Source organism: Vibrio hangzhouensis, from assembly GCF_900107935.1.
Taxonomy (GTDB): Bacteria; Pseudomonadota; Gammaproteobacteria; order Enterobacterales; family Vibrionaceae; genus Vibrio; species Vibrio hangzhouensis.
Genome location: NZ_FNVG01000014.1, coordinates 1 through 20,290, shown reverse-complemented (window position 1 = coordinate 20,290; position 20,290 = coordinate 1). Strand labels below are relative to the sequence as shown.

Genomic DNA, 20,290 nt, shown 5'->3' with positions numbered 1-20,290 from the left:
GTAGTAAATGCGTACTAGCCATATGCTGGAGCATTTGATGGAGGCCTTGCGATGTCTGCCTGGGGTTGGCCCCAAGTCAGCACAACGCATGGCCTTTCATTTGTTACAGCGCGACAGAAAAGGTGGTCTTCAGCTTGCTGATGCACTATCCAGCGCGATGACCGAAATTGGTCACTGCCAGGAGTGTCGCACCTTCACCGAAGAAGATATCTGTCATATCTGTACCAATCCCAAGCGTAAAGAAAACGGACAGTTGTGTGTGGTTGAAAGCCCGGCCGATATCGCAGCGGTTGAGGCAACAGGGCAGTTCTCTGGGCGCTATTTCGTCCTTATGGGCCACCTGTCACCTCTAGATGGCATCGGACCTAGTGACATTGGTCTCGATGTTCTGGATTATCGCTTGCGACAAGGTGATATCGGTGAAGTGATTCTTGCGACCAATCCAACGGTGGAAGGGGAAGCAACGGCACACTACATCGCAGAGCTGTGTCATGAGCATCAAGTAGCTGCCAGCCGCATTGCTCACGGTGTTCCAGTTGGTGGTGAACTGGAATTAGTCGACGGGACGACCTTGTCTCACTCCCTGTTGGGCAGACAAAAAATCTAGCACTCAAGCTATAGATCCAAGGCGCTACTCAGCGCCTTTTTTATTCGCTGTCGCTGCTAATGAGCGTTTTGTACACCCAGGCTCCGATGATGGCACCGACTATCGGGGCAAGCCAAAACAGCCAGAGCTGGCTAAGGGCCCAGTCACCGACGTACAGGGCCACTCCGGTACTTCGGGCAGGGTTGACGGATGTGTTGGTCACAGGAATGCTAATTAGGTGGATCAGCGTCAGGCAAAGGCCAATAGCGATCGGTGCGAATCCTTTCGGAGCCCGGTCGTCGGTCGCGCCCATAATAACAATCAGGAACATTGCGGTCATGACGACTTCGGTGACAAGAGCTGCGGTGAGCGAGTACTGCCCGGGTGAATGTTCACCGTAACCATTAGAAGCAAATCCTGAAGACACAGGGTCGAACCCGTTTTGACCACTTGCAATGATATACAGTACGCCGCCAGCAAGTATCCCGCCGATAACCTGAGCGATGATGTATGGCAATATCTCTTTAGCCTCGAATCGCCCACCAATCCATAATCCGACAGTGACGGCTGGATTCAGATGACAACCTGAGATATGACCAATGGCAAACGCCATGGTTAATACGGTTAGCCCGAAAGCCAATGAAACTCCGAGCAGCCCTATGCCAACGTCAGGAAAGGCAGCAGCAAGCACTGCTGAACCACAACCTCCTAGCACCAACCAAAAAGTACCAAACACTTCAGCCAGATATCTGTTCATACAAAACACCGTTCTCAATAATTGTGCTACTAGACAACATAGTTCATAAACGGCAGAGTGCCAGTGTAAGAGGTGAGATTAAGTCAATCGTTCAAGCTCAAGGATATTGGATAGGGCTTTGGCATTAGTGTCTGAGCAGATATCTGGGCAAGGTTTAAAGTCAAAACAGACTTTAGGACGCTCAGGTTTGCCGAACAGTTTACACAGATTGCGATCATCTAGCTGAATACAGCGCACGCCACTTGGTTTGCCATCTGGCATTCCAGGAATTGGGGAGGAGATACTTGGGGCGATACAACAAGCGCCACAGCCTAGTCGACAATCCATCTTATAAAACCTTTTAGTGTAAGGGCGCAGAGTGTAGCAAATATCGCTACGTTGTACACAATGGAATCCTCACAGTGCTCTCTTCTTATGCTCCTGACTAAGGAGAGTGAAGATAAGCTGAATTGCACCAACAGCACTTGAAGTTTACAGTGACTAGCGGTATAAAACGCGTCCATAGACAGAGAAGGTAGATAAACATGAGCAATCCATTCTGGGAAACCACACCACTGGAAGAGATGACCGAGCAGCAGTGGGAATCGCTTTGTGATGGTTGCGGTAAATGCTGCCTTCATAAACTCATGGATGAAGACTCCGATGAGGTCTACTACACCAACGTAGCCTGTAGTTGGTTAAACAGCAAAACCTGCTCCTGTAAAGACTATCCCAATCGCTTTCAGTCTGGCGAAGAGTGCCTGAAACTGACGCGAGACAAGATTCATGAGTTTAACTGGTTACCTGAAACCTGCTCTTACCGAGTGCTGGCTGAAGGCAAACCGCTTCCGGCCTGGCACCCGCTCATCACGGGTTCAAAGTCTGCAATGCATGCCGCTGGTGAAAGCGTGCGTAATAAAGTAGTGTATGAAATTGAAGTCGTGGATTGGGAAGATCACATAATCAATCACCCCAATCGCAGCTAAGCTGTAAAGAGTTTTACGGGATTACCTTTGCTGGTAACCCGTGACGCTTCACATCTCGTTTAGAATTCGTTTCTATCCCAAATGATTAGAGGGTATCTGACTAAAGGGCGTTAGCTATTGGTAACGCTGCATACGCTGGCATTTGAGTTGATGAGACCAGGTGATCGCGGATTCCCACAGCTCTTTGTCTACCGTTAGATCCACCAACTCCTTATGGTAAAAAGCCTGCTGATATTTGTCGTCCTCAGACATCCTACCCAGAATATTGAAATGTCGAAAATGATTGAGCAAATGATGGACTCTATCCACCCGCTCGTCATTCTCCAGACAACGATTGACGATAAACGACAATGAAATGTTGCGTCTGGTGAGCAAGTTGGAATCTATGATGGTTTTGATAAACGGCAAACTGGCATGCAAGTCAACAGGAGAGGGCGCCATTGGAATGATAATCCCATCGACATAGTAGGCGTATCGAGTCATGTCATCGAGCGTGAAGTTAGAAGGAGAATCGATGATGACAAAGTCACTGTCACTATGAACGGAGAGCTTTGAAGCCAACATCGACAGGCTATTGAATGAAGGATTATAAGCCGTAACCCGATCTTTCAGGATCGGGGAAGCCCAGTCATGACTCGACTTTTGTGCATCAAAATCGATAAGTGACACTTTATAACCCTGGGTAAGCAGGTGGCTCGTGATCCCGGCAACAACTGTCGACTTACCCACACCGCCCTTCTGATTCATGATAAGGAGCTTCTTGGCAGAGGTGTGAGCGAGGCTGGTCGTGTTCTGTTTCAGATGTAGAAGGCTCAAAGAATTGTTCCATAGATAACGCTTTTGACGTTTATCATGCTCAAATTCAGTAGCGCGATAAAGGCTATTCCCCGAGAATTGTGATTCCTAGTCCATTATAGAGTAGGCACCGCAAGGTAGAGGCCCTCCAACATTCAAGCGTGAATGATGAAGGGCAGTGGCATGTGTTCATGCGTAGACGATGACTCGTCATGCAGTCTAATTTGCTGTACAAACCTCAGTGAACTTAACTCGTGCATCCTGAGCAGCCTGAGAGGACTGTTCTTTGTCCTCCTGAGCCGTGGTGAGGGCCTGCAGGCTCTGCGCCAGTTCTTGCTCTAGTTCGTTCGGTATGGCTTTGCTGGTATCGTCCGCATGCTCTAAAGCGTAAGCGCGAATCTTTTTCTTCACTTTGAATAACGCATGCATGGCTGCACGCTCATTTTCTGCTGCGGTCTGAGCTAAATCTCTGCACTTTTCAAAATGGGCCAAAGCTACGCCTTCGTTCGACCAGGGATCAAATTCAGGCAGATCTTCGATGTTGATAGTAGGTTCGACGTAGTCTTCCTGATGGCGTATATCCAGCGTAGTCGCCTTGACCGCAGATATCATCAACATGACTGCAATGCCGAGTAAAGGCAGTCCGCCGACGATTGCCGCTGTCTGTAAGGTACTGAGCCCTCCCAGAAACATAAGAACTGCGGGCATAAAGCTCAGCGTGAAAGCCCAGAACAAACGGTTCCAGCGCATCGGCTCCTGTGTGGCGTCTTTTTGCACCACGGAAGCCAGAATGTATGAAATGGAATCAAACGTGGTGGCTGTGAAGATGATACAGAGCAGGGTAAACAGCAAAATGATCATCCAGGCAAAAGGAAGCTCGGACAACATGGAAAAAATTGCTTTTGTTGCGCCGTGGGTGTTGAGAATAGTCACAACGTCAAGTTGTCCGGAAAGTTGCAGGGATAATCCATAGTTTCCAAGAATAATGAAGAATAGGAAGCAGCCGCACGAGCCAAAAAACAGTGAGCCAGCGACCATCTGTTTGATGGTACGTCCTCGAGAGATTCTTGCGACGAACAAACCCATGCTCGGTGCGAAGACCAGCCACCATGCCCAATAGAAAATGGTCCAGTCCTGAGGGAAGTGCGTATTGTCAAACGAGCCGTAACCGCCAAACGGCTCTGCCCATGTTGCCATCACAAAGAAATTCGACATCATGCGGCCAATGGAATCCAGACCGGTTTCGAGGATGAAAATGGTCGGGCCAAGCAGCAGCACCATTGCCAGCAACAACATGGCACCCCAGAAGTTGATGTTACTGAGGATTTTTATGCCTTTTTCCATACCCGCGAAAGAAGAGTAGGCGAAGATGGCTGTGCAAATGGCAAGGACACCAATCTGTGAGTAAGTAGTTTGTGGCAGCCCAACTAAGACATTGAGCCCTTCGCTGATCAATGGTGCGGCAAGTCCAAGTGTTGTTGCCGCTCCTCCAAGCAGACCGAAGATGAACAAAACATCGATGAGCTTACCTAGTGCACCGTGAGTATGTTTCTCACCTATAACGGGAATAAGGGCACTGGATACTTTAAGGGCTGGCTGTTTACGGACATAAAAGAAATATGCAATGGGCAGTGCCGGTATTAGATAGATAGCCCATGCAATGGGACCCCAGTGGAAAATGCCATAAGTCGCTGCCCAGCGAATGGCCTCTTCACTGCCTGGTTCTAGCTGAAATGGAGGAGACTGGTAATAGTAAGCCCACTCGATGCATCCCCAATACAAGATGCTGGCACCAATGCCTCCGCAAAACAGCATCGCTGCCCAGGAAGCGGTTTTAAATTCAGGCGTTTCATCAGGCTCACCCAGTTTTATCTGGCCGATGTCGCTAAAAATAATGAAAATCATGAAAAAGAGGGCAGCGAGGCCAAGAGCAAGGTATAGGAAACCAAACTTGTCGGTCATGATGAGTTTGGCTTGGGCGATAAAATCAGCCCCTTGCTTTGGGAATAGGATCAGAGGGGTGATCACGGTAAATAAAAGAGAAATAGCCCCAAAAAATGTTGGCTTATCAATGAGCTTAAAATATCGTTCCATGTTTGACGATCGTGTAGTGAACAGTACACGGATTATCACGTCAGTAGCAATATTAGCTCAAACAGGATTGTCTATCGTCAGGATAAACAGCGCTTAGACTAGAGCCAGGATAAGCGCACCAATTGTCACTGCAGCCGATGCATATTGACCTGCTGAATAAGAACTGTCTTCTTGTTTCTCCAGATCATCAGGATGGTCCATGCCCAAGGCTCCGTGTGCAAAAGACGTCACTGATTTACTCAACTTGTCTTCACCTTTGTTTGAAGCCTTCTTCTCAGGTAACGTTTCATCACTTTCGAGCAGCGCTTTGGCTTGCGGTGAGATGGTGACACTGTCAGTGCTGCCCGCTGGCAAGGTGTTGCCGCCTGAATTGGGCAGCACTGCGGTCACTGGTTTCTCTACCGCTGAAGTGTACGTACTGTTGCTATTTGTCGGGTTTGCATTGACGCCTTGCATAAGTCTCTCCATTAGCGCGTTCCCTTACTACATCGTCTGATGTAACAAAAACTTTATAAAAGCGGAAATTAATGAGAACTGGATCGATATCGATAACATAGAGTTAGCAAGTTGCAAGCCAATTATTACGGAGTTTGATGACTATTTACAAACCAGTGTGTCGTTTCTGCTATGGAGGCTTTGATATGCTTTCATCTGATTGTCTTTTTTTACGTAGCGTACAGGTGGGGCCAGCACTTCCAACTGATAATCCTGAGTTTTGTCACTGATGCGTTCCACTGGAGTAATAACGATGACAGAAAGCTTGGGATTTAAGGTTTGGATTTGTGCCGCAGTACCCAGCCCGTTTTCTGTATGGAATTTGCCAGCGATATGCATCACTTGATGGCCGGGGTGTTGTTCGAGGTAATGGACGATACTCTCAGCCATTGTGGCATCCCAGGTGAGTTGGGCGGCATACTGTTTTCGAGTCAGCTCCTCATCACCATGATGCATCGACGCCATAAATTTCTCTTTGTAGGGGGAAGAGGATATATCGATGTTGCTGGCTACAAACTGGCGCTCGGACATCTCCAGTTTGTCCAGATAGCTTAGTCCCTGACGACCAATACAGCGCACAATGGATTTAGGAGCATTACTGGCGATGACGTCAATACCTGATACCTTGGCAAACTCTACCAAAGGTCGGTAGTCGCTCTCGTAATTAGGCCATGCGTTGGCCTCATTGATCAGGGTTTGCTCGCCAATTGTGGACTGCAAATACTCATCGACAATAGATTGCTTGTCTCGTGTGAACTGCTCCATAGACAAGGCGAGGTTCGCGTTCTGTGCGTTAAGTTTCTTTAACAGGTCGGTTTGAAAGCGGTGGATCCCAGTATGAGTATGCCATTCACCGACCAGTATTACGTCTGCCTCAGTGAAGTCGTCAGGTAATTCGGACAATGAGACCTTTTGGCCATTGGGGGTAAACAGTTGGTAATCAACAAAGGTAACGACTTTATCTGCATCGTGTGATGATTGGATTGACCTGGTCGCGTCTGGTGCCGAACACCCTGCCAAAAGGGCGATAGAAATGAAAAGTGGTAGTGCTTTCATGATCTGTTCTCTCTATAAAAATAGCCTCTTTGGAAGGCTATTCGGGAACCATTATGGTAATAGAGTTCATTTACAGACTCAAACTAATTGCAAATAAATCTCATTACATTTTTCGGTAGGCGCGAATCATAAAGTCTGCACGACAATCAAATTGACTTTGTTGTTTTAGTTCTGCTCGAAGTGACTCGCTGGCTTTCCAGGCAAAAGGCGTCATCTGCAGCAGATCGTCAGCTTGTTGGCCCGTTAGCTTCATTATGTAGTCTAGTTTGGATTCTGACATCAGTTCAAATCCTTCGATTTGTTCCGGGATTTCATCATGTAAACGTACATCCTGGTATATCAGTTCACGGAGTTGATAGAGGTGGTGACTACCCGGAGTGACAGTTAACATTACACCACCTTGTTCGATACAACGATTCAGTTCTTCATGTTTGCATGGAGCATAAATTCGGATGATGGCAGCCAGGCTGCTGTCGGCAAACGGCAACTTATGGCTAGAGGCTACGCAGAAGTTAACGTCAGGGTAGCGTTTTGCACCATAGCGAACCGCAACTTTAGATATGTCGAGACCGAATAACTGATAGTTGTTACCGTCTTGTGCCAGATACTGTTGAAAATAGTGGGTGTAGTAACCTTCGCCGCAACCAATGTCGAGGATTTGGCCCTCATCATTATTTAATGCTGTCTTTAGCGCTGTGGCGACATGCTCTCGCATCGGTGCATAGAAGTCGTGCGCCAGAAAAGTGCGTCTGGCCTGCATCATTTCTTTGTTATCGCCCGGGTCTTTGGAACGTTTTTGTTGTACCGGCATTAGATTGACATAGCCCTCTTTCGCCATATCAAATTGGTGGTTGTTTTCACAGCGGTAGCTGCGTTGTTCAAGCGATAAAGGAAGTTGACAGAGGGGACACTGATAGGACATAGGTTAGACTCGACGGAAATTTTCGTAAGTCTAACCATATCAACGTTGGGAAGCAATTCGGTCGTATGAATTACTTAACGTAATCGCTCGCTACCTGACGGCAATGTGGGTGATCAGCTGGTGGCTTTCGCCAGGCGCCAACTCTTTGCCTTCGTTTAGTGAGTTAGCATGCAGACTAGACTCAATACAGAACATAGATAGGTAACCATCATTGTTCATGTCACCCATTGACTCTGCTCCTTCTTTCCACGGGTTCCAAAGGACAGCAGAGTTGTCGCCGCTATTTTGAATCGACAGTTTGCGATTCCACGCGTTGTCATGAAGGACAATTTCATTCTCTGGTGCGGTGTAAACGCGATCGATTGTGTCAGTCAGCGTTAGCACATCTCCACCTTCACATGCTTGATTATTGAGCAGGCTATCCACATAGGTGGCACCCATTCCCGTTACCGTCATTTGGTGAATATCACCAAGATTTAAATAGGTATGCAGAGCGCCAGAGAACTGCCACGCGGTGCTATCTGTGTTGGTTACATCCAGCGTCACTTTTAATGCATCACTGATTTCTACATTAAGAACCAGCTTGAATTGGTGAGGCCAGATTGCACGGGTGTGCTCATTGTCCGTTAGACCAAGGCTAACGATGACACCGTTGTCACTTTCACGATGCTCTAGTAATGCCCAGGCACTGTTACGTGCAAATCCGTGTGCTGGTGCTGCGATGCGACCAAACCAAGGCCAACAAATAGGAATACCGCCGCGAAGAGCCGCTTTGTTATCAAAGATGGCGTCTTTGCTCATCCAAATCAGATCTTCTTGGCCTTCTGGCTTAAAGGAGATAACGTGACCACCGTGCAGTGAGATAGCGGCAGAGGCTTTTGGATGAACCACGCGAACAATTTTGTTATCGCCAAGCTGAGCAATGGTGACGTAGTCAGAGAGAACGGTTAGGGTAGGTAATACAGACAAATCCATAGATTGCAGTTCCTAGGTTAGTGTTTCAGGTTCCTAGGGGAGGGGAATCGTGAGTATTCCCAGGTAATTGGAACCCAGAAACAGATACAAAAAAGGCGACCCTATGAGTCGCCTTAATAACAAATTCAGCTAACAGCTTACATTACTTAGAGATGTGAGCGATTAGGTCTAGAACTTTGTTTGAGTAACCGATTTCGTTGTCGTACCAAGATACAACTTTAACGAAGTTGTCAGTTAGAGCGATACCAGCTTTAGCATCGAATACTGAAGTTTGAACTTCGCCGATGAAGTCTTGAGAAACAACTTGGTCTTCAGTGTAACCTAGAACACCTTTTAGAGCGCCTTCAGATGCTGCTTTCATAGCTGCACAGATAGCTTCGTAAGATGCACCGTTCTTAAGGTTAACAGTTAGGTCAACTACAGAAACGTTAGCAGTTGGTACGCGGAAAGCCATACCAGTTAGTTTGCCGTTTAGTTCTGGAAGAACAACGCCTACAGCTTTAGCAGCACCAGTTGAAGATGGGATGATGTTCTGAGAAGCACCACGACCACCGCGCCAGTCTTTAGCAGAAGGACCGTCTACAGTTTTTTGAGTAGCTGTAGTTGCGTGAACTGTAGTCATAAGACCAGATTCGATACCGAACTCGTCGTTAAGAACTTTAGCGATAGGCGCTAGACAGTTAGTAGTACAAGAAGCGTTAGAAACGATGTCTTGACCAGCGTAAGTGTCTTGGTTAACACCCATTACGAACATTGGAGTAGCGTCTTTTGAAGGACCAGTTAGAACAACTTTCTTCGCGCCAGCAGTGATGTGCTTACGAGCAGTCTCGTCAGTTAGGAAAAGACCAGTTGCTTCTGCAACTACGTCAACATCGATAGCATCCCATTTTAGGTCTTCTGGGTTGCGCTCTGCAGTTACACGTACAGTTTTGCCGTTAACGATTAGGTTACCGCCTTCAACTTCAACAGTACCGTTGAAACGGCCGTGAGTTGAGTCATACTTAAGCATGTATGCCATGTATTCTACGTCGATTAGGTCGTTAATACCTACTACTTCGATGTCGTTGCGCTCTTGCGCTGCACGAAATACGAAACGACCGATACGGCCAAAACCGTTAATACCTACTTTGATAGTCATTATAGTTGCTCCACAACTTAATTTCTGTTTAAAGATAACTGGTAGTAAAATTACAGAATCCAGTCACTAACTTCAATAGATAATCGGAATTAATTTGTCTAAAGTCAAAAAAAAGTGTCGCTTTTCTTAACAAACGGTATTAAATGACGTTTTTTTGAACTTTGGACGCGATTCTGTAATAGTCAGGGTGATGAATTTAACCTTATATATAAGGTAAATTAACATATCTGATACAGCTTGGTTGGAAAATGACAACAATGTGCCACAGCCAAGTTTGCTACATGTGTTTAATGTAAGCTGTTTTAAAATGTAGACAACAAAAAAGGGAGTGTAAAGGGCGTGAGTGGTGAAAATAAAAATGCAATGAAGCCTGATGCTTACTGGCGTGAAACGTTGACTGACGAACAGTATCGAGTCTGTCGTCAGCAGGGCACTGAAGCCCCGTTTAGTGGGACTTTGCTCCACAATCGAGATACGGGGCTCTATCACTGTACATGTTGTAACGCGCCGCTTTTTGACTCTCAGAGCAAATATGACTCCGGTTGCGGCTGGCCTAGCTTTGATGCGCCGGTGAATGGGGAGGCAATACGGTATCTAGATGATCTCAGTCACGGAATGGTGCGTATTGAGATACGCTGTAATGCGTGTGACAGCCACTTAGGTCATGTTTTTGACGACGGCCCTAAAACCACAGGACAACGCTACTGTGTTAACTCTGTGTCGTTAATTTTCAACAAAAGTGCGACCAGCGACAAAACTGATTGATTAGCTGTACGAATCTTTCAATTTTAGAAAATAAAAAAACGGGCTGCGTTGCAAGCCCGTTTTAATATCTCGCCATAATTATTGGGTGAGTTGTCGTGAATACTCACCGTTACTGATTGCTTTTGAAACATTTTTTGCTTGTTCTGCCAGTTCGGTGTAATCCGAATCTTTCAGTCCAAACAACAGTCTTAGTTCGTTCTCGGGTGCGATAGGAATATCAAACTGTTCGCCTACCATTGCCCAGAGGTAAGACTCTCTTGGCCGATCAAGGCTCTGCGTGACGCTGGCTAGAGACTGTATGACCTCTTTGTTCACTGGTTCAGATTCTTGATGTAGCTCAAGAGAGCGATTTAGCAGCTCGTATGTCTTCTGTTTATCGCGGGAAATATAATAGGTTGCCAAAGCGTATTGCATGAATGAGGTTTCAAGAGCGTTGCTTCCTTCCATGGACAGAAACTGGCGTCTGGCGGCATGGCTACCGGTTTCAGTCCAAAGAAAATACAAGCTACTTGGTGAGGTCGATTGACTGAGTTCCATCGTGATGCGTTGCTGCTCTTCGATGGCATACATCAGAGCTTTAAATCGCCTTGCCTTGAGGTCTGCCTGCTCAATCGGTTGGATCTGGGACGCTAGCTCTAAACATTTTCGGTATTCTTTAAGCAGATAATAGTCCTCGACGATCATCGCTTCATCGTCTGACTTCAACATGTCGTAGCGATGCCAAATAAGGTCTGTACGTGGGATCCGGCACTGGCCGTCTGACGTATTAAAAACGGTACAATTTAACTCTGGAGTCTGTTCGCACAGTTGGTCGGTGTTTTTTCTGCTTTCAAAGCAACCGGAAAGGAGCGACGAAGTTAATAGAATAAGGACTGCTGAAGGTAATTTCATTTTACTACTTGTGATCGAATACACTGATTTGTCGAGCCTAACTTGACTCAGTGTATCATCAGGTTATGGTTCGAGTAATGAATTAACCTCTCAGAACCGAAAATTCCCGGTACTGTTAGTCAATGACAAGAAGGTTCAGTATGGATGTAGAACAATTATTAGAAGCTATGACACCAGACGTATACGAGAGACTGCTGTATGCGACCGAAACAGGCCGTTGGCCTGAAGGTAGCCAATTGTCGCAGCAACAACGTGATTCGTGCATGCAGGCCGTCATGTTATATCAGTCTAAGCATAACGTTGACCCGCAGCATATGTCCGTCGCCGCTGGTGGTGAGATTAGCTTTAAAAGCAAGTCTGAGCTTAAAAAGCAGTTCTCCACAAACCAGCAGGATATTATGAGAGTAAAAGCCGAAGGCTAACTTCTGGCTCTTCTCCGTCTATCAGACTGCCTGCGCTTGAGCTCGCGTCGTTTCGTTGAATTACGCTTGCTCCCTGGCTGTCAGAGTACTGGTTGTCAGAGAAACGCATCTGAGCGTCTTTAAAGTCATCCTGAAACCCGCGCAGAGCATTCAGGCTGTCGGCGCTTTTCCTTTGATCCACGATGAGTTCCAAATGGCACATTGGGCAGGTAATTTTGCCTTGAGCCAGCAGTCGAATAATATCGACCACAATTCGCGTGCCGCATTCAGGGCAGGCCAGTCCCTGAGGGCGCATGTTTGCTAACACCATTTTATTCTCCATTGCCCTCGTCATGAATGCCGAGCTCTGAAAGGTTGAGCGGTTTCTCCACACCTAATGGGAAATCGGTTTGCACAATGCTGAATTTAACCGACATGTTGGCTTCTCGATGGTCAGAACGGGTATTGCCTGAAGACTTTTGGCATCGACTAACATTTTTGGTATCGACTAACATTTTGACACGACAGTTTCCAAACCGTCCGGAGCTTGTTGGGCTTTGATCAGCTCGTTGGTTGTATTGATAAGTAATAGGTTGAGTTGACTGTTGAGTGTTCGGGGCGCAACCGGGCGTCCGCTGGAAGTATTAGCAAGATGTGGAGCGAGCAGTTCTTTCGCTGCGGTTAGAGAGGTATTCCTGTCTATTTCCAGTTTGTTTGAGTCAATGTTCCGGCTGAACACTTTGGTGATGTTTCTCTCTAAAGCAGCTTTACTGGTGATGATGCCGGTGACTCAAACCGATATATAGCAGACTAGTTCAATAAAATACTCAATAGGTGTGCAGGCAAAAACTGAATTGGCAGAATGACTAAAGACGGGTTAGATGAATTGGGGGATGAACAGGGACAAAAAAGGCCAGAATTTCTGGCCTTTTTGGGTGCTTGGGAATGTTACCGAATCGCAGTGTCAGTGATGCAGTTCTGTGCCATTAACCAGCAAGTACGTCTGTTGCCACTTTGTAGCTAGGATCTTCTTTCACATTGATTTCGACCAGGCTTCCTGCTTTTTGTAGCAAAGCGCGGCAGTCTGGGCTCAAGTGGCGCAAGTGAAGTGTTTTACCCGCAGCAGAGTAGCGTTCGGCGAGAGTCTCGATGGCTTCAATGGCTGAGTGATCGGTAACTCGAGAGTTAGCAAAATCGACGATCACGTCCTGAGGATCATTGGGTGCGTCGAACAGTTCCAGAAAGTTAGCCGCAGAGCCAAAGAAAATCGGCCCATTGATACGGTATTCTTTTGAACCTTCACTGTTGATCGTGCTGCTTGCGTAGATGTGTTTAGCGTGTTCCCAGGCAAACATTAACGCAGAGGCGACAACACCGACAGCAACGGCTACTGCGAGGTCTGTCAGAACCGTTACCACGGTAACCAGAACGATAACAAAGAAGTCCTGTTTCGGTACTCGACGAGCCAGCTTGAACGTTGCCCATTCAAACGTACCGATAACGACCATGAACATCACGCCAACAAGCGCAGCCAATGGAATCATTTCAATCAGCGCCGCAGCAAACAGAATAAACGTTAGCAGGGCAACGGCTGCAACGATACCAGACAGGCGACCACGACCTCCTGAGTTCACGTTGATCATTGACTGGCCGATCATCGCACAACCACCCATGGCACCGAATACCGAACACGTGACGTTAGCCAGACCCTGACCCACACATTCACGGTTAGATTGACCGCGTGTATTGGTCATTTCGTCCAGAACGGTCAGAGTAAGCAACGATTCAATTAAGCCGATGGCCGCCAGGATAATTGCGTATGGCAAAATAATCTGCAGCGTTTCTAGCGTCATTGGTACCGTTGGAATAGAGAAGGTTGGCAGTGAACCCGCTAATGTCGCCGCGGTGTCACCGGACATTGAGCGTAAGAAGTCGACAACAGTACGTGTATCCAGCCCTAAACCTTGTACCAATAGCGTGACCGTAACGATAGCCACAAGAGATGAAGGCACAGCCGTTGTGAACTTAGGCAGGAAGTGAATGATGGCCATAGTCAAAGCGACTAAACCTAGCATTAGCATCATTTGACCCTGAGGTAACCAGGTGAGTGCTCCTGACAGATCTGGGGCTTTAAATTGACCAAGCTGTGCAAGGAAAATAACAATAGCCAGACCATTAACAAAACCGATCATTACCGGGTGCGGTACCATACGAATGAACTTACCCAGTTTGAAAAGACCAGCGCAGATCTGTAATAGGCCAGCTAACATAATAGCTGCGAACAGATATTGTACGCCGTGAGTGGCGACCAGACTCACCATGACAACCGCCATCGCACCGGTTGCACCTGAGATCATGCCTGGGCGTCCACCAAAAATAGAGGTGACTAAACCAACGATAAAGGCGGCATAAAGACCAACCATAGGGTCAACGCCAGCAACAAAAGCAAAAGCAACCGCTTCTGGTACAAGAGCTAATGCAACGGTAAGGCCTGACAGCACATCGTTTTTTACCGAATGCTTTGAAAATTGTGGAAATTCGAACATGTAAATTAGCTTACTTATGTGGGTGGAATATCATCCATTTCATCCCGCGAAAATTCGGACCTTCAAACTGTTGAACTGCTCTATACAAGCAAAGATGGTACTGATTTGTCGTCATTATCCATCTACCACATGACGTAGAGATGGCGCATTGTTAATGAAATAGTCAAAGTCGGGCATGCTACAGAATTGTGAGCAGAAGTTCAATATTGAAAAAAAGTATGAATGGAGAATCTGGCTGTTAACACCAGTATATAAAAGACAAATGACATAAAAAAAAGGGCTGCATTTAGCAGCCCTTAAACTTTTTACTCACGCCTTAAAAGTTAGGCTTAGTCATACCAGCAGACGCTGAATTAGTCGCTACTTGACTGCCAGCACCTTTTGGTTGGTAACGCTCGGCTTTGATAGGCGCAGCGTTGATGACGATTTCACCAACTTCTTGCTTACCTTCGGCTTTGGTCATTGGCGAACTCGCGTGACCTTTAAAGTTCACTGCAGGTTTGGTCTCTGCTTTAACCTCAGCCTGCTCTGCTTTTGCTTCAGGTACGACAGTGTCAGCGATAGTTTCTGGAGCAGTGTCACTGTCCGTTACCACGGGTTCGGCGACAACCGCTGGCTGTTCGACAACGGGCTCTGTTTTGACCGCTTCTACTTTCACTGCAGGTTCTGCAACTGGCGTAGTTGGTGTCGCTTCTTTCGTTACAGCTACGTCCACTACGTTTGTAGGTTCGACTGGAGCTTCCTGAATTGGTTGTGCCTTCACCACTTCTGGTTGGCGCATCACAATCACTTTACCCATTGCCATTTCTGGCATAGAGACTCCTGACAGGTTAGCTACAGTTGTGTCTGCTGCTTCAGGCTTCGCTTTTGGTTTTGGCTTGATAATGCCATAGCTTGGCATTACTTTACCCATTGCCATCTCTGGAGAGGCAACACCACCTTTACGCAGTCTGAACGGGTTAGGACGACGATCGCGGCCACGGCGGCGACGCTGACCACTTGCACGAAGATGACGTGGTGAACGACGGTTACGGCGTTGTTTGCCTTCTTCTTTAGTGGCTTCGTTCTTCTCCGCTGTCTGAGGTTTCTCAGCTGGCATTGGAGTCGCTTCGGCTACAACTGGCTCGGCAACTTGCTCTTCCTGTTGTGCTTTCTTATCTTTAACACGAACTTGCTTGGTTAACTTACGGCGTTGACGACGTTCCTTAACTTTTGCAGCTTTTTCTTCGGAGCGAGGTGCTTTCTTCTCCGCTTGTACGTCAGCGGCTAGTTGTTTACCTTGCTCTTCTACTTTTGACTTGGCAGCATCATCGCGCTTCTTATTGCGGCGATCTTGTTGCTTGTTGCGACGGTTCTGCGGCTTGCGTTGCTCTTGCGCATTATCCGTTGACTCTTTTTCATCTTCGCGCGCAGGCTTGTTGCGACGGTTCTTATTACGGTCACCATCGCGAGAATCTTTGTTGCCACGACGACGTTGGTCGCCACTACGATTACGGCGCGAGCGATTACCGCGGTTCTTCGGCGCTTCTTCTTTTTTCTCTGGCTCTGCTTTAGGCTCTTCTGAAGAAGAGAACAGTGAACCAAGAGCGGACAGAATGCGAGAGAACAGACCTGGTTTCTCTTCTTTCTTCTCTTCTGCTTTCGGCTTAGCCTGAGGTTTTGCTTTCGGCTTAGGCGCTGGTGTTGGTGCGTTCTGAGTTGGCGTTGCAAAGCCTTGCAGTGCTGGCTGCTCCACTTTACGCGGTTTCATCTCAGTTTCACTGGCTTCTTTCGCTTCTGCTTCTCTCAACGCTTCCAGTTTCTTCGGAAGTAGGTAAGACAGCAGATCCTGCTCTTCACCTTCGCGAACACGGATAACCTCGAAGTGAGGGGTTTCCATGTCAGAATCTGGAACAATAGTGATCTTCACTTCCTGAACGCGCTCAATGTGATTGATTGAACGGCGTTTCTCATTCAACAGGTAAGAGGCGATTGGTACTGGCACGATAGCCAACGCTTGCGATGTATTGTCCTTCAGTGCTTCTTCTTCGATAAGACGAAGAACTGACAGCGCCAAAGATTCGTTATCACGAACCACACCGGTACCTGTACAACGTGGACAGATATGGTGGCTGGCTTCTGCCAGTGATGGGCTCAGGCGTTGACGAGACATCTCAAGCAAACCAAAGCGAGAGATACGGCCGATTTGAACGCGTGCGCGGTCGATACGGACGGCTTCACGTAGACGGTTTTCAACCTCACGTTGGTGACGCACTGGCGTCATATCGATAAAGTCGATGACAACCAGACCACCTAGATCACGAAGGCGTAGCTGACGAGCAATTTCATCTGCAGCTTCCAGGTTGGTGTTTAGTGCCGTCTCTTCGATATCACTGCCTTTCGTTGCACGAGCCGAGTTGATATCGATAGATGTCAGAGCTTCCGTTGGGTCGATAACAATCGAACCACCAGAAGGCAGTCGCACTTCACGCTGGAATGCAGACTCAATCTGGCTCTCAATCTGGTAGTGACTGAACAGCGGCACTTCACCTTCATACTTCTTAACACGGTTTACGAAGTCCGGGCGAACCAGTTGGATGTGCTGACGTGCACGTTCGTAAATCGTGTTGCTATCGATCAAAATCTCACCGATATCACGGCGCAAGTAGTCACGAAGCGCACGAACAATAACGTTACTTTCTTGGTGGATTAGGAACGGAGCAGGGTTTTGATCTGCTGCACCCTTAATGTTTTCCCAGTTGTTCAGAAGGAAACGCAGGTCCCACTCAAGCTCTTCGGCACTTTTACCTACACCCGCAGTACGAACAATAAGACCCATACCTTGAGGAAGTTCAAGAGTACTGAGTGCTGCTTTGAGTTCAGTGCGCTCTTCACCTTCGATACGGCGAGAAATGCCGCCAGCTCTTGGGTTATTTGGCATCAGAACCAAGTAGCTACCTGCTAGAGAAATAAACGTTGTTAATGCAGCGCCTTTGCTACCACGTTCTTCTTTTTCGACCTGCACGATGACTTCCTGGCCTTCGCTCAAGACATCTTTGATGCTAGGGCGGCCTTGGTAGGTATAACCTTCAGGGAAGTATTCGCGTGCAATTTCTTTAAGAGGGAGGAAACCGTGGCGTTCGGCACCGTAGTCAACGAATGCAGCCTCTAGGCTAGGCTCAACTCGAGTGATACGTCCTTTGTAGATATTCGCTTTTTTCGATTCGTGACCTGGACTTTCGATATCGAGATCGAAAAGTCGCTGGCCATCGACCAAAGCGACACGCAACTCTTCTTTTTGAGTTGCGTTAATTAACATTCTTTTCATTACAGAAATTCTCGTTGTATTTTCTATGTTTTCATCATTGCTCTTGTCACAGTTATCGTAAATCGCGGTGCCGGATCCCATGGCTATATTTATTGCAGCCTCCCGGCTGGAAGGGATGCTCGTGGGCACTACAGTCATCACACAGCTCTACTGCTGTGTGCTCCGCGTCTGTGGCGGTAATACTCAACACGATTACGTGAGTAGGTGACAAGGAAGTCCAAGCTATCAACGTCTTATGCCGTTTGCTGCGTCTCAATACCTGGCGTTCTACTCATGGTTAAAATTGCTCTTAGATAATAGCGATAAATAGAAAATCGGATCTAATTACCCATTGCAGCTGTGAACTATAGCAGCGCAACGAAATATCAGCAATCAGCTTTAGTATAAACCACAGAAAAAATTCGGGATTGACCTCTTATGTGGATAGTTAATGTTCTGATTTTAGGGCGGAAAGTTTCCAAAGAGAGCAAAAGTGACTGCAACTGGTCAATTTCTATCCACAGCTTGTCCAGTCGGCCCGTCTTAGCGTGTTTTTGTCGGGTTTCGGTTGAGCAGTTTCGGAGTTATCGCAATAGAAACCGTTATTTTCTTGCAGGTTTGAATGTTATAATAACGAAATGAGTGAAATTAGAACTAAAGTCCAATTTGTCGACATTGACGACGATATGGCTGGTCAACGCATTGATAACTTTTTGCGTAACCAACTTAAAAATATTCCCAAAAGCGTTGTGTACCGAATCGTTCGCAAGGGTGAAGTGCGGGTAAATAAAAAGCGGGTTAAAGCGGAGTATAAGCTCCAACCGGGCGACATCGTCCGTATTCCGCCGGTGACTGTCGAAGAAAAGCAAGAAGAAGCACCGCTCAGTACGAAACTAAACCGGGTGGCAGAACTGGAATCGAAAATTATTTATGAAGACGATCATCTGCTGATTCTTAACAAGCCTTCAGGCATTGCTGTTCACGGAGGTAGTGGGCTGAAGTTTGGTGCCATCGAAGCGCTACGCGCGCTTAGGCCTCAAGCCCGTTTTCTGGAGCTGGTTCACCGCATTGACCGCGATACTTCTGGCATTTTGTTGGTTGCTAAAAAACGTTCGGCCTTGCGTCACCTTCAAGCGCAGTTTCGTGAAAAGACCGTGCAGAAATATTACTTTGCCTTGGTCATGGGACAATGGAAACCAAGTTGCCGTAAGGTCAATGCGCCGCTGTTAAAAAATGAAGTAAACAGCATCGTGCGTGTGAACCCAAACGGTAAAGCCTCCGAAACTCGCTTTAAAGTGCTGGAGTCCTTTGCTCATGCAACGCTGGTTCAGGCGAGTCCTATTACAGGCCGAACTCATCAAATCCGCGTGCATACACAATATACTGGTCACCCGATAGCGTGGGATGACCGTTACGGTGACCGACGATTTGATGCGTATACGGCTAAAGCCGGACTCGACCGTCTGTTTCTCCACGCCGCGAACATTATCTTTGTTCATCCTGCAAGTGGTGAAACGATGGAGATCAATGCGGAGATGGAACCAAAGTTACAGCGTGTATTGAGCTATCTAAAATCGGATAACGCATCTTAGGCACTATCCAATCAAGCGAGGCTTTGACGGTGACCGTCAAGGCCTCGTTTTTTGTTTCTGTCAATACTAGCAACGACGGTTTAATGTAACGGAGAGAGGCCGTGTTTACCTAGCAGGGTGACCAAATCAATCAGTGGTAAACCGACCAGAGTATTGGGATCTTTTCCTTCTAACTTACTAAATAGCGTGATACCAAGCCCTTCACTTTTGAAACTGCCGGCGCAGTAAAAAGGTTGTTCAAGATCCACATACCGCTCAATTTGTGCCTTTGTAAGGTCACGAAACGTGACGTCAAAGGTATCGACGACGATATCGGATTGCCCAGTGGCGGTATTGTAAACGGCCAGGCCAGTGTAGAAGCGAATGGTTTTGCCACTCTGATTCAACAACTGCTCTATAGCGTTAACGCGGTTTAGTGGTTTGCCAATGATCTGACCATCGATGACGCAGACCTGATCACTGCCGATGATTAGTGCGTTGTTTTGGTCGCTGAGTGCTTTGGCTTTTTCAAGCGCCAATCGAGAGACTAACAGTGTCGCGCTCTCATTTTCTTCGGCCGATTCGTCGACATTAGGAGCTAATGCCTCAAATTCGAGGCCAAGTTTGGCCAGCAGTTCGGCGCGGTAAGGAGAAGTGGAGGCTAAAATAAGGCGAATTGATTTCATTTTTGGCTTCTGTTTTCTTATACTCAAGTAACCTCAAGATGCTTGTTCAGCGAGAATTACTTGGCTTCTAGGCGCGGCAGTGATTTGAAGATCTAGTGGCTCTAAATCGAAAATCGCTAACAAAGCATATAAGCCAAGTAAACTCGCCCTTTGGGAGCTCATCAAGGTGCTCATTTCTGCGTCAAATAGCTTCGAAAGGGAATAGCCATTCCTTCAACTATTTTCCTTGAACTGAACACCTTGATGAAGCTCTGAGTCCTTCATCTTGAGGTCACTTGAGTATATCATAATTGCAGTTTCTAGACTTATTGTTAGATTCTTAATCTGTAGGCAAAAAAAGTACAACTTTTTCGCCTTTTTC

At 47.1% G+C, this 20,290-nt stretch carries 20 protein-coding genes; 5 read left to right on the top strand and 15 right to left on the bottom strand.

The window, feature by feature from the left end; genetic code table 11:
• Positions 1–7 precede the first annotated feature (7 nt).
• Complete coding sequence (gene recR / locus C4S60_RS14345) at positions 8–607, top strand: recombination mediator RecR (protein WP_103881046.1); 600 nt, start codon at positions 8–10, stop codon at positions 605–607.
• A 40-nt stretch (positions 608–647) separates the two neighbouring features.
• On the opposite strand, the gene aqpZ is transcribed toward recR, so the two are convergent.
• The gene (gene aqpZ, locus C4S60_RS14340) at positions 648–1,343 is read right to left on the bottom strand and encodes an aquaporin Z (protein WP_103881045.1); all 696 of its coding nucleotides are present in this window, start codon (positions 1,341–1,343) and stop codon (positions 648–650) included.
• A 78-nt stretch (positions 1,344–1,421) separates the two neighbouring features.
• Entirely contained in the window at positions 1,422–1,670 is a 249-nt protein-coding gene (locus tag C4S60_RS14335) for a YkgJ family cysteine cluster protein (RefSeq protein ID WP_103881044.1), read from the bottom strand.
• A 197-nt stretch (positions 1,671–1,867) separates the two neighbouring features.
• Between C4S60_RS14335 and C4S60_RS14330 the strand changes: the two genes are divergently transcribed.
• Positions 1,868–2,308, top strand: coding sequence for a YcgN family cysteine cluster protein (locus C4S60_RS14330; RefSeq protein WP_103881043.1), 441 nt, complete (start codon positions 1,868–1,870; stop codon positions 2,306–2,308).
• A 114-nt stretch (positions 2,309–2,422) separates the two neighbouring features.
• Here the strand turns inward: C4S60_RS14330 and C4S60_RS14325 are convergent, their stop codons facing one another.
• From C4S60_RS14325 to gap, 7 genes are all read right to left on the bottom strand, one after another.
• Positions 2,423–3,124 carry a ParA family protein gene (locus C4S60_RS14325; RefSeq protein WP_244183104.1) on the bottom strand — a complete coding sequence of 234 codons (702 nt, stop codon included), beginning with the start codon at positions 3,122–3,124 and terminating at the stop codon, positions 2,423–2,425.
• 198 nt (positions 3,125–3,322) lie between these two features.
• Positions 3,323–5,197: a BCCT family transporter gene (locus tag C4S60_RS14320; RefSeq protein ID WP_103881042.1), complete on the bottom strand. Its 1,875-nt coding sequence runs from the start codon at positions 5,195–5,197 to the stop codon at positions 3,323–3,325.
• A gap of 93 nt (positions 5,198–5,290) precedes the next feature.
• Complete coding sequence (locus C4S60_RS14315; protein WP_146060873.1) at positions 5,291–5,665, bottom strand: hypothetical protein; 375 nt, start codon at positions 5,663–5,665, stop codon at positions 5,291–5,293.
• A gap of 129 nt (positions 5,666–5,794) precedes the next feature.
• Positions 5,795–6,748 (bottom strand): ChaN family lipoprotein, encoded by a 954-nt coding sequence (locus tag C4S60_RS14310; protein WP_103881040.1) that lies wholly within the window; start codon positions 6,746–6,748, stop codon positions 5,795–5,797.
• Positions 6,749–6,851: 103 nt separating this feature from the next.
• Entirely contained in the window at positions 6,852–7,670 is an 819-nt protein-coding gene (gene rlmA / locus C4S60_RS14305; protein WP_103881039.1) for a 23S rRNA (guanine(745)-N(1))-methyltransferase, read from the bottom strand.
• A 90-nt stretch (positions 7,671–7,760) separates the two neighbouring features.
• Entirely contained in the window at positions 7,761–8,645 is an 885-nt protein-coding gene (locus tag C4S60_RS14300; protein ID WP_103881038.1) for a D-hexose-6-phosphate mutarotase, read from the bottom strand.
• Between the two features lie 142 nt (positions 8,646–8,787).
• The gene (gene gap / locus C4S60_RS14295; protein WP_004748683.1) at positions 8,788–9,783 is read right to left on the bottom strand and encodes a type I glyceraldehyde-3-phosphate dehydrogenase; all 996 of its coding nucleotides are present in this window, start codon (positions 9,781–9,783) and stop codon (positions 8,788–8,790) included.
• A gap of 363 nt (positions 9,784–10,146) precedes the next feature.
• Between gap and msrB the strand changes: the two genes are divergently transcribed.
• Complete coding sequence (gene msrB, locus C4S60_RS14290) at positions 10,147–10,548, top strand: peptide-methionine (R)-S-oxide reductase MsrB (RefSeq protein ID WP_103881136.1); 402 nt, start codon at positions 10,147–10,149, stop codon at positions 10,546–10,548.
• Between the two features lie 78 nt (positions 10,549–10,626).
• Here msrB and C4S60_RS14285 read toward each other — a convergent pair whose 3' ends face one another.
• Complete coding sequence (locus C4S60_RS14285; RefSeq protein ID WP_103881037.1) at positions 10,627–11,439, bottom strand: DUF2989 domain-containing protein; 813 nt, start codon at positions 11,437–11,439, stop codon at positions 10,627–10,629.
• A gap of 140 nt (positions 11,440–11,579) precedes the next feature.
• Between C4S60_RS14285 and C4S60_RS14280 the strand changes: the two genes are divergently transcribed.
• Positions 11,580–11,861: a YeaC family protein gene (locus tag C4S60_RS14280; RefSeq protein WP_103881036.1), complete on the top strand. Its 282-nt coding sequence runs from the start codon at positions 11,580–11,582 to the stop codon at positions 11,859–11,861.
• On the opposite strand, the gene C4S60_RS14275 is transcribed toward C4S60_RS14280, so the two are convergent.
• From C4S60_RS14275 to rne, 4 genes are all read right to left on the bottom strand, one after another.
• Positions 11,836–12,171, bottom strand: coding sequence for a hypothetical protein (locus C4S60_RS14275; protein ID WP_103881035.1), 336 nt, complete (start codon positions 12,169–12,171; stop codon positions 11,836–11,838). The genes C4S60_RS14280 and C4S60_RS14275 overlap by 26 nt on opposite strands.
• Position 12,172: 1 nt before the next feature.
• Positions 12,173–12,355 carry a hypothetical protein gene (locus tag C4S60_RS14270; RefSeq protein WP_103881034.1) on the bottom strand — a complete coding sequence of 61 codons (183 nt, stop codon included), beginning with the start codon at positions 12,353–12,355 and terminating at the stop codon, positions 12,173–12,175.
• Positions 12,356–12,826: 471 nt separating this feature from the next.
• The gene (locus C4S60_RS14260; RefSeq protein ID WP_103881032.1) at positions 12,827–14,386 is read right to left on the bottom strand and encodes a SulP family inorganic anion transporter; all 1,560 of its coding nucleotides are present in this window, start codon (positions 14,384–14,386) and stop codon (positions 12,827–12,829) included.
• 316 nt (positions 14,387–14,702) lie between these two features.
• A complete protein-coding gene (rne, locus tag C4S60_RS14255) occupies positions 14,703–17,693 on the bottom strand; it encodes a ribonuclease E (RefSeq protein WP_103881135.1) in 2,991 nt (996 codons plus the stop codon).
• A 617-nt stretch (positions 17,694–18,310) separates the two neighbouring features.
• Here rne and rluC point away from each other — a divergent pair.
• Positions 18,311–19,264 (top strand): 23S rRNA pseudouridine(955/2504/2580) synthase RluC, encoded by a 954-nt coding sequence (rluC, locus tag C4S60_RS14250; RefSeq protein WP_103881031.1) that lies wholly within the window; start codon positions 18,311–18,313, stop codon positions 19,262–19,264.
• A gap of 80 nt (positions 19,265–19,344) precedes the next feature.
• On the opposite strand, the gene C4S60_RS14245 is transcribed toward rluC, so the two are convergent.
• A complete protein-coding gene (locus C4S60_RS14245; RefSeq protein WP_103881030.1) occupies positions 19,345–19,929 on the bottom strand; it encodes a Maf family protein in 585 nt (194 codons plus the stop codon).
• Positions 19,930–20,290 lie beyond the last annotated feature (361 nt).

Excerpts from the sequence above, each read along its gene's own strand:
- recR (WP_103881046.1), top strand. The coding sequence starts at position 8 with ATGCGTACTAGCCATATGCTGGAGCATTTGATGGAGGCCTTGCGATGT.
- aqpZ (WP_103881045.1), bottom strand. The coding sequence starts at position 1,343 with ATGAACAGATATCTGGCTGAAGTGTTTGGTACTTTTTGGTTGGTGCTA.
- C4S60_RS14335 (WP_103881044.1), bottom strand. The coding sequence starts at position 1,670 with ATGGATTGTCGACTAGGCTGTGGCGCTTGTTGTATCGCCCCAAGTATC.
- C4S60_RS14330 (WP_103881043.1), top strand. The coding sequence starts at position 1,868 with ATGAGCAATCCATTCTGGGAAACCACACCACTGGAAGAGATGACCGAG.
- C4S60_RS14320 (WP_103881042.1), bottom strand. The coding sequence starts at position 5,197 with ATGGAACGATATTTTAAGCTCATTGATAAGCCAACATTTTTTGGGGCT.
- C4S60_RS14315 (WP_146060873.1), bottom strand. The coding sequence starts at position 5,665 with ATGGAGAGACTTATGCAAGGCGTCAATGCAAACCCGACAAATAGCAAC.
- C4S60_RS14310 (WP_103881040.1), bottom strand. The coding sequence starts at position 6,748 with ATGAAAGCACTACCACTTTTCATTTCTATCGCCCTTTTGGCAGGGTGT.
- rlmA (WP_103881039.1), bottom strand. The coding sequence starts at position 7,670 with ATGTCCTATCAGTGTCCCCTCTGTCAACTTCCTTTATCGCTTGAACAA.
- C4S60_RS14300 (WP_103881038.1), bottom strand. The coding sequence starts at position 8,645 with ATGGATTTGTCTGTATTACCTACCCTAACCGTTCTCTCTGACTACGTC.
- gap (WP_004748683.1), bottom strand. The coding sequence starts at position 9,783 with ATGACTATCAAAGTAGGTATTAACGGTTTTGGCCGTATCGGTCGTTTC.
- msrB (WP_103881136.1), top strand. The coding sequence starts at position 10,147 with ATGAAGCCTGATGCTTACTGGCGTGAAACGTTGACTGACGAACAGTAT.
- C4S60_RS14285 (WP_103881037.1), bottom strand. The coding sequence starts at position 11,439 with ATGAAATTACCTTCAGCAGTCCTTATTCTATTAACTTCGTCGCTCCTT.
- C4S60_RS14280 (WP_103881036.1), top strand. The coding sequence starts at position 11,580 with ATGGATGTAGAACAATTATTAGAAGCTATGACACCAGACGTATACGAG.
- C4S60_RS14275 (WP_103881035.1), bottom strand. The coding sequence starts at position 12,171 with ATGGTGTTAGCAAACATGCGCCCTCAGGGACTGGCCTGCCCTGAATGC.
- C4S60_RS14270 (WP_103881034.1), bottom strand. The coding sequence starts at position 12,355 with ATGTTAGTCGATACCAAAAATGTTAGTCGATGCCAAAAGTCTTCAGGC.
- C4S60_RS14260 (WP_103881032.1), bottom strand. The coding sequence starts at position 14,386 with ATGTTCGAATTTCCACAATTTTCAAAGCATTCGGTAAAAAACGATGTG.
- rne (WP_103881135.1), bottom strand. The coding sequence starts at position 17,693 with ATGAAAAGAATGTTAATTAACGCAACTCAAAAAGAAGAGTTGCGTGTC.
- rluC (WP_103881031.1), top strand. The coding sequence starts at position 18,311 with ATGAGTGAAATTAGAACTAAAGTCCAATTTGTCGACATTGACGACGAT.
- C4S60_RS14245 (WP_103881030.1), bottom strand. The coding sequence starts at position 19,929 with ATGAAATCAATTCGCCTTATTTTAGCCTCCACTTCTCCTTACCGCGCC.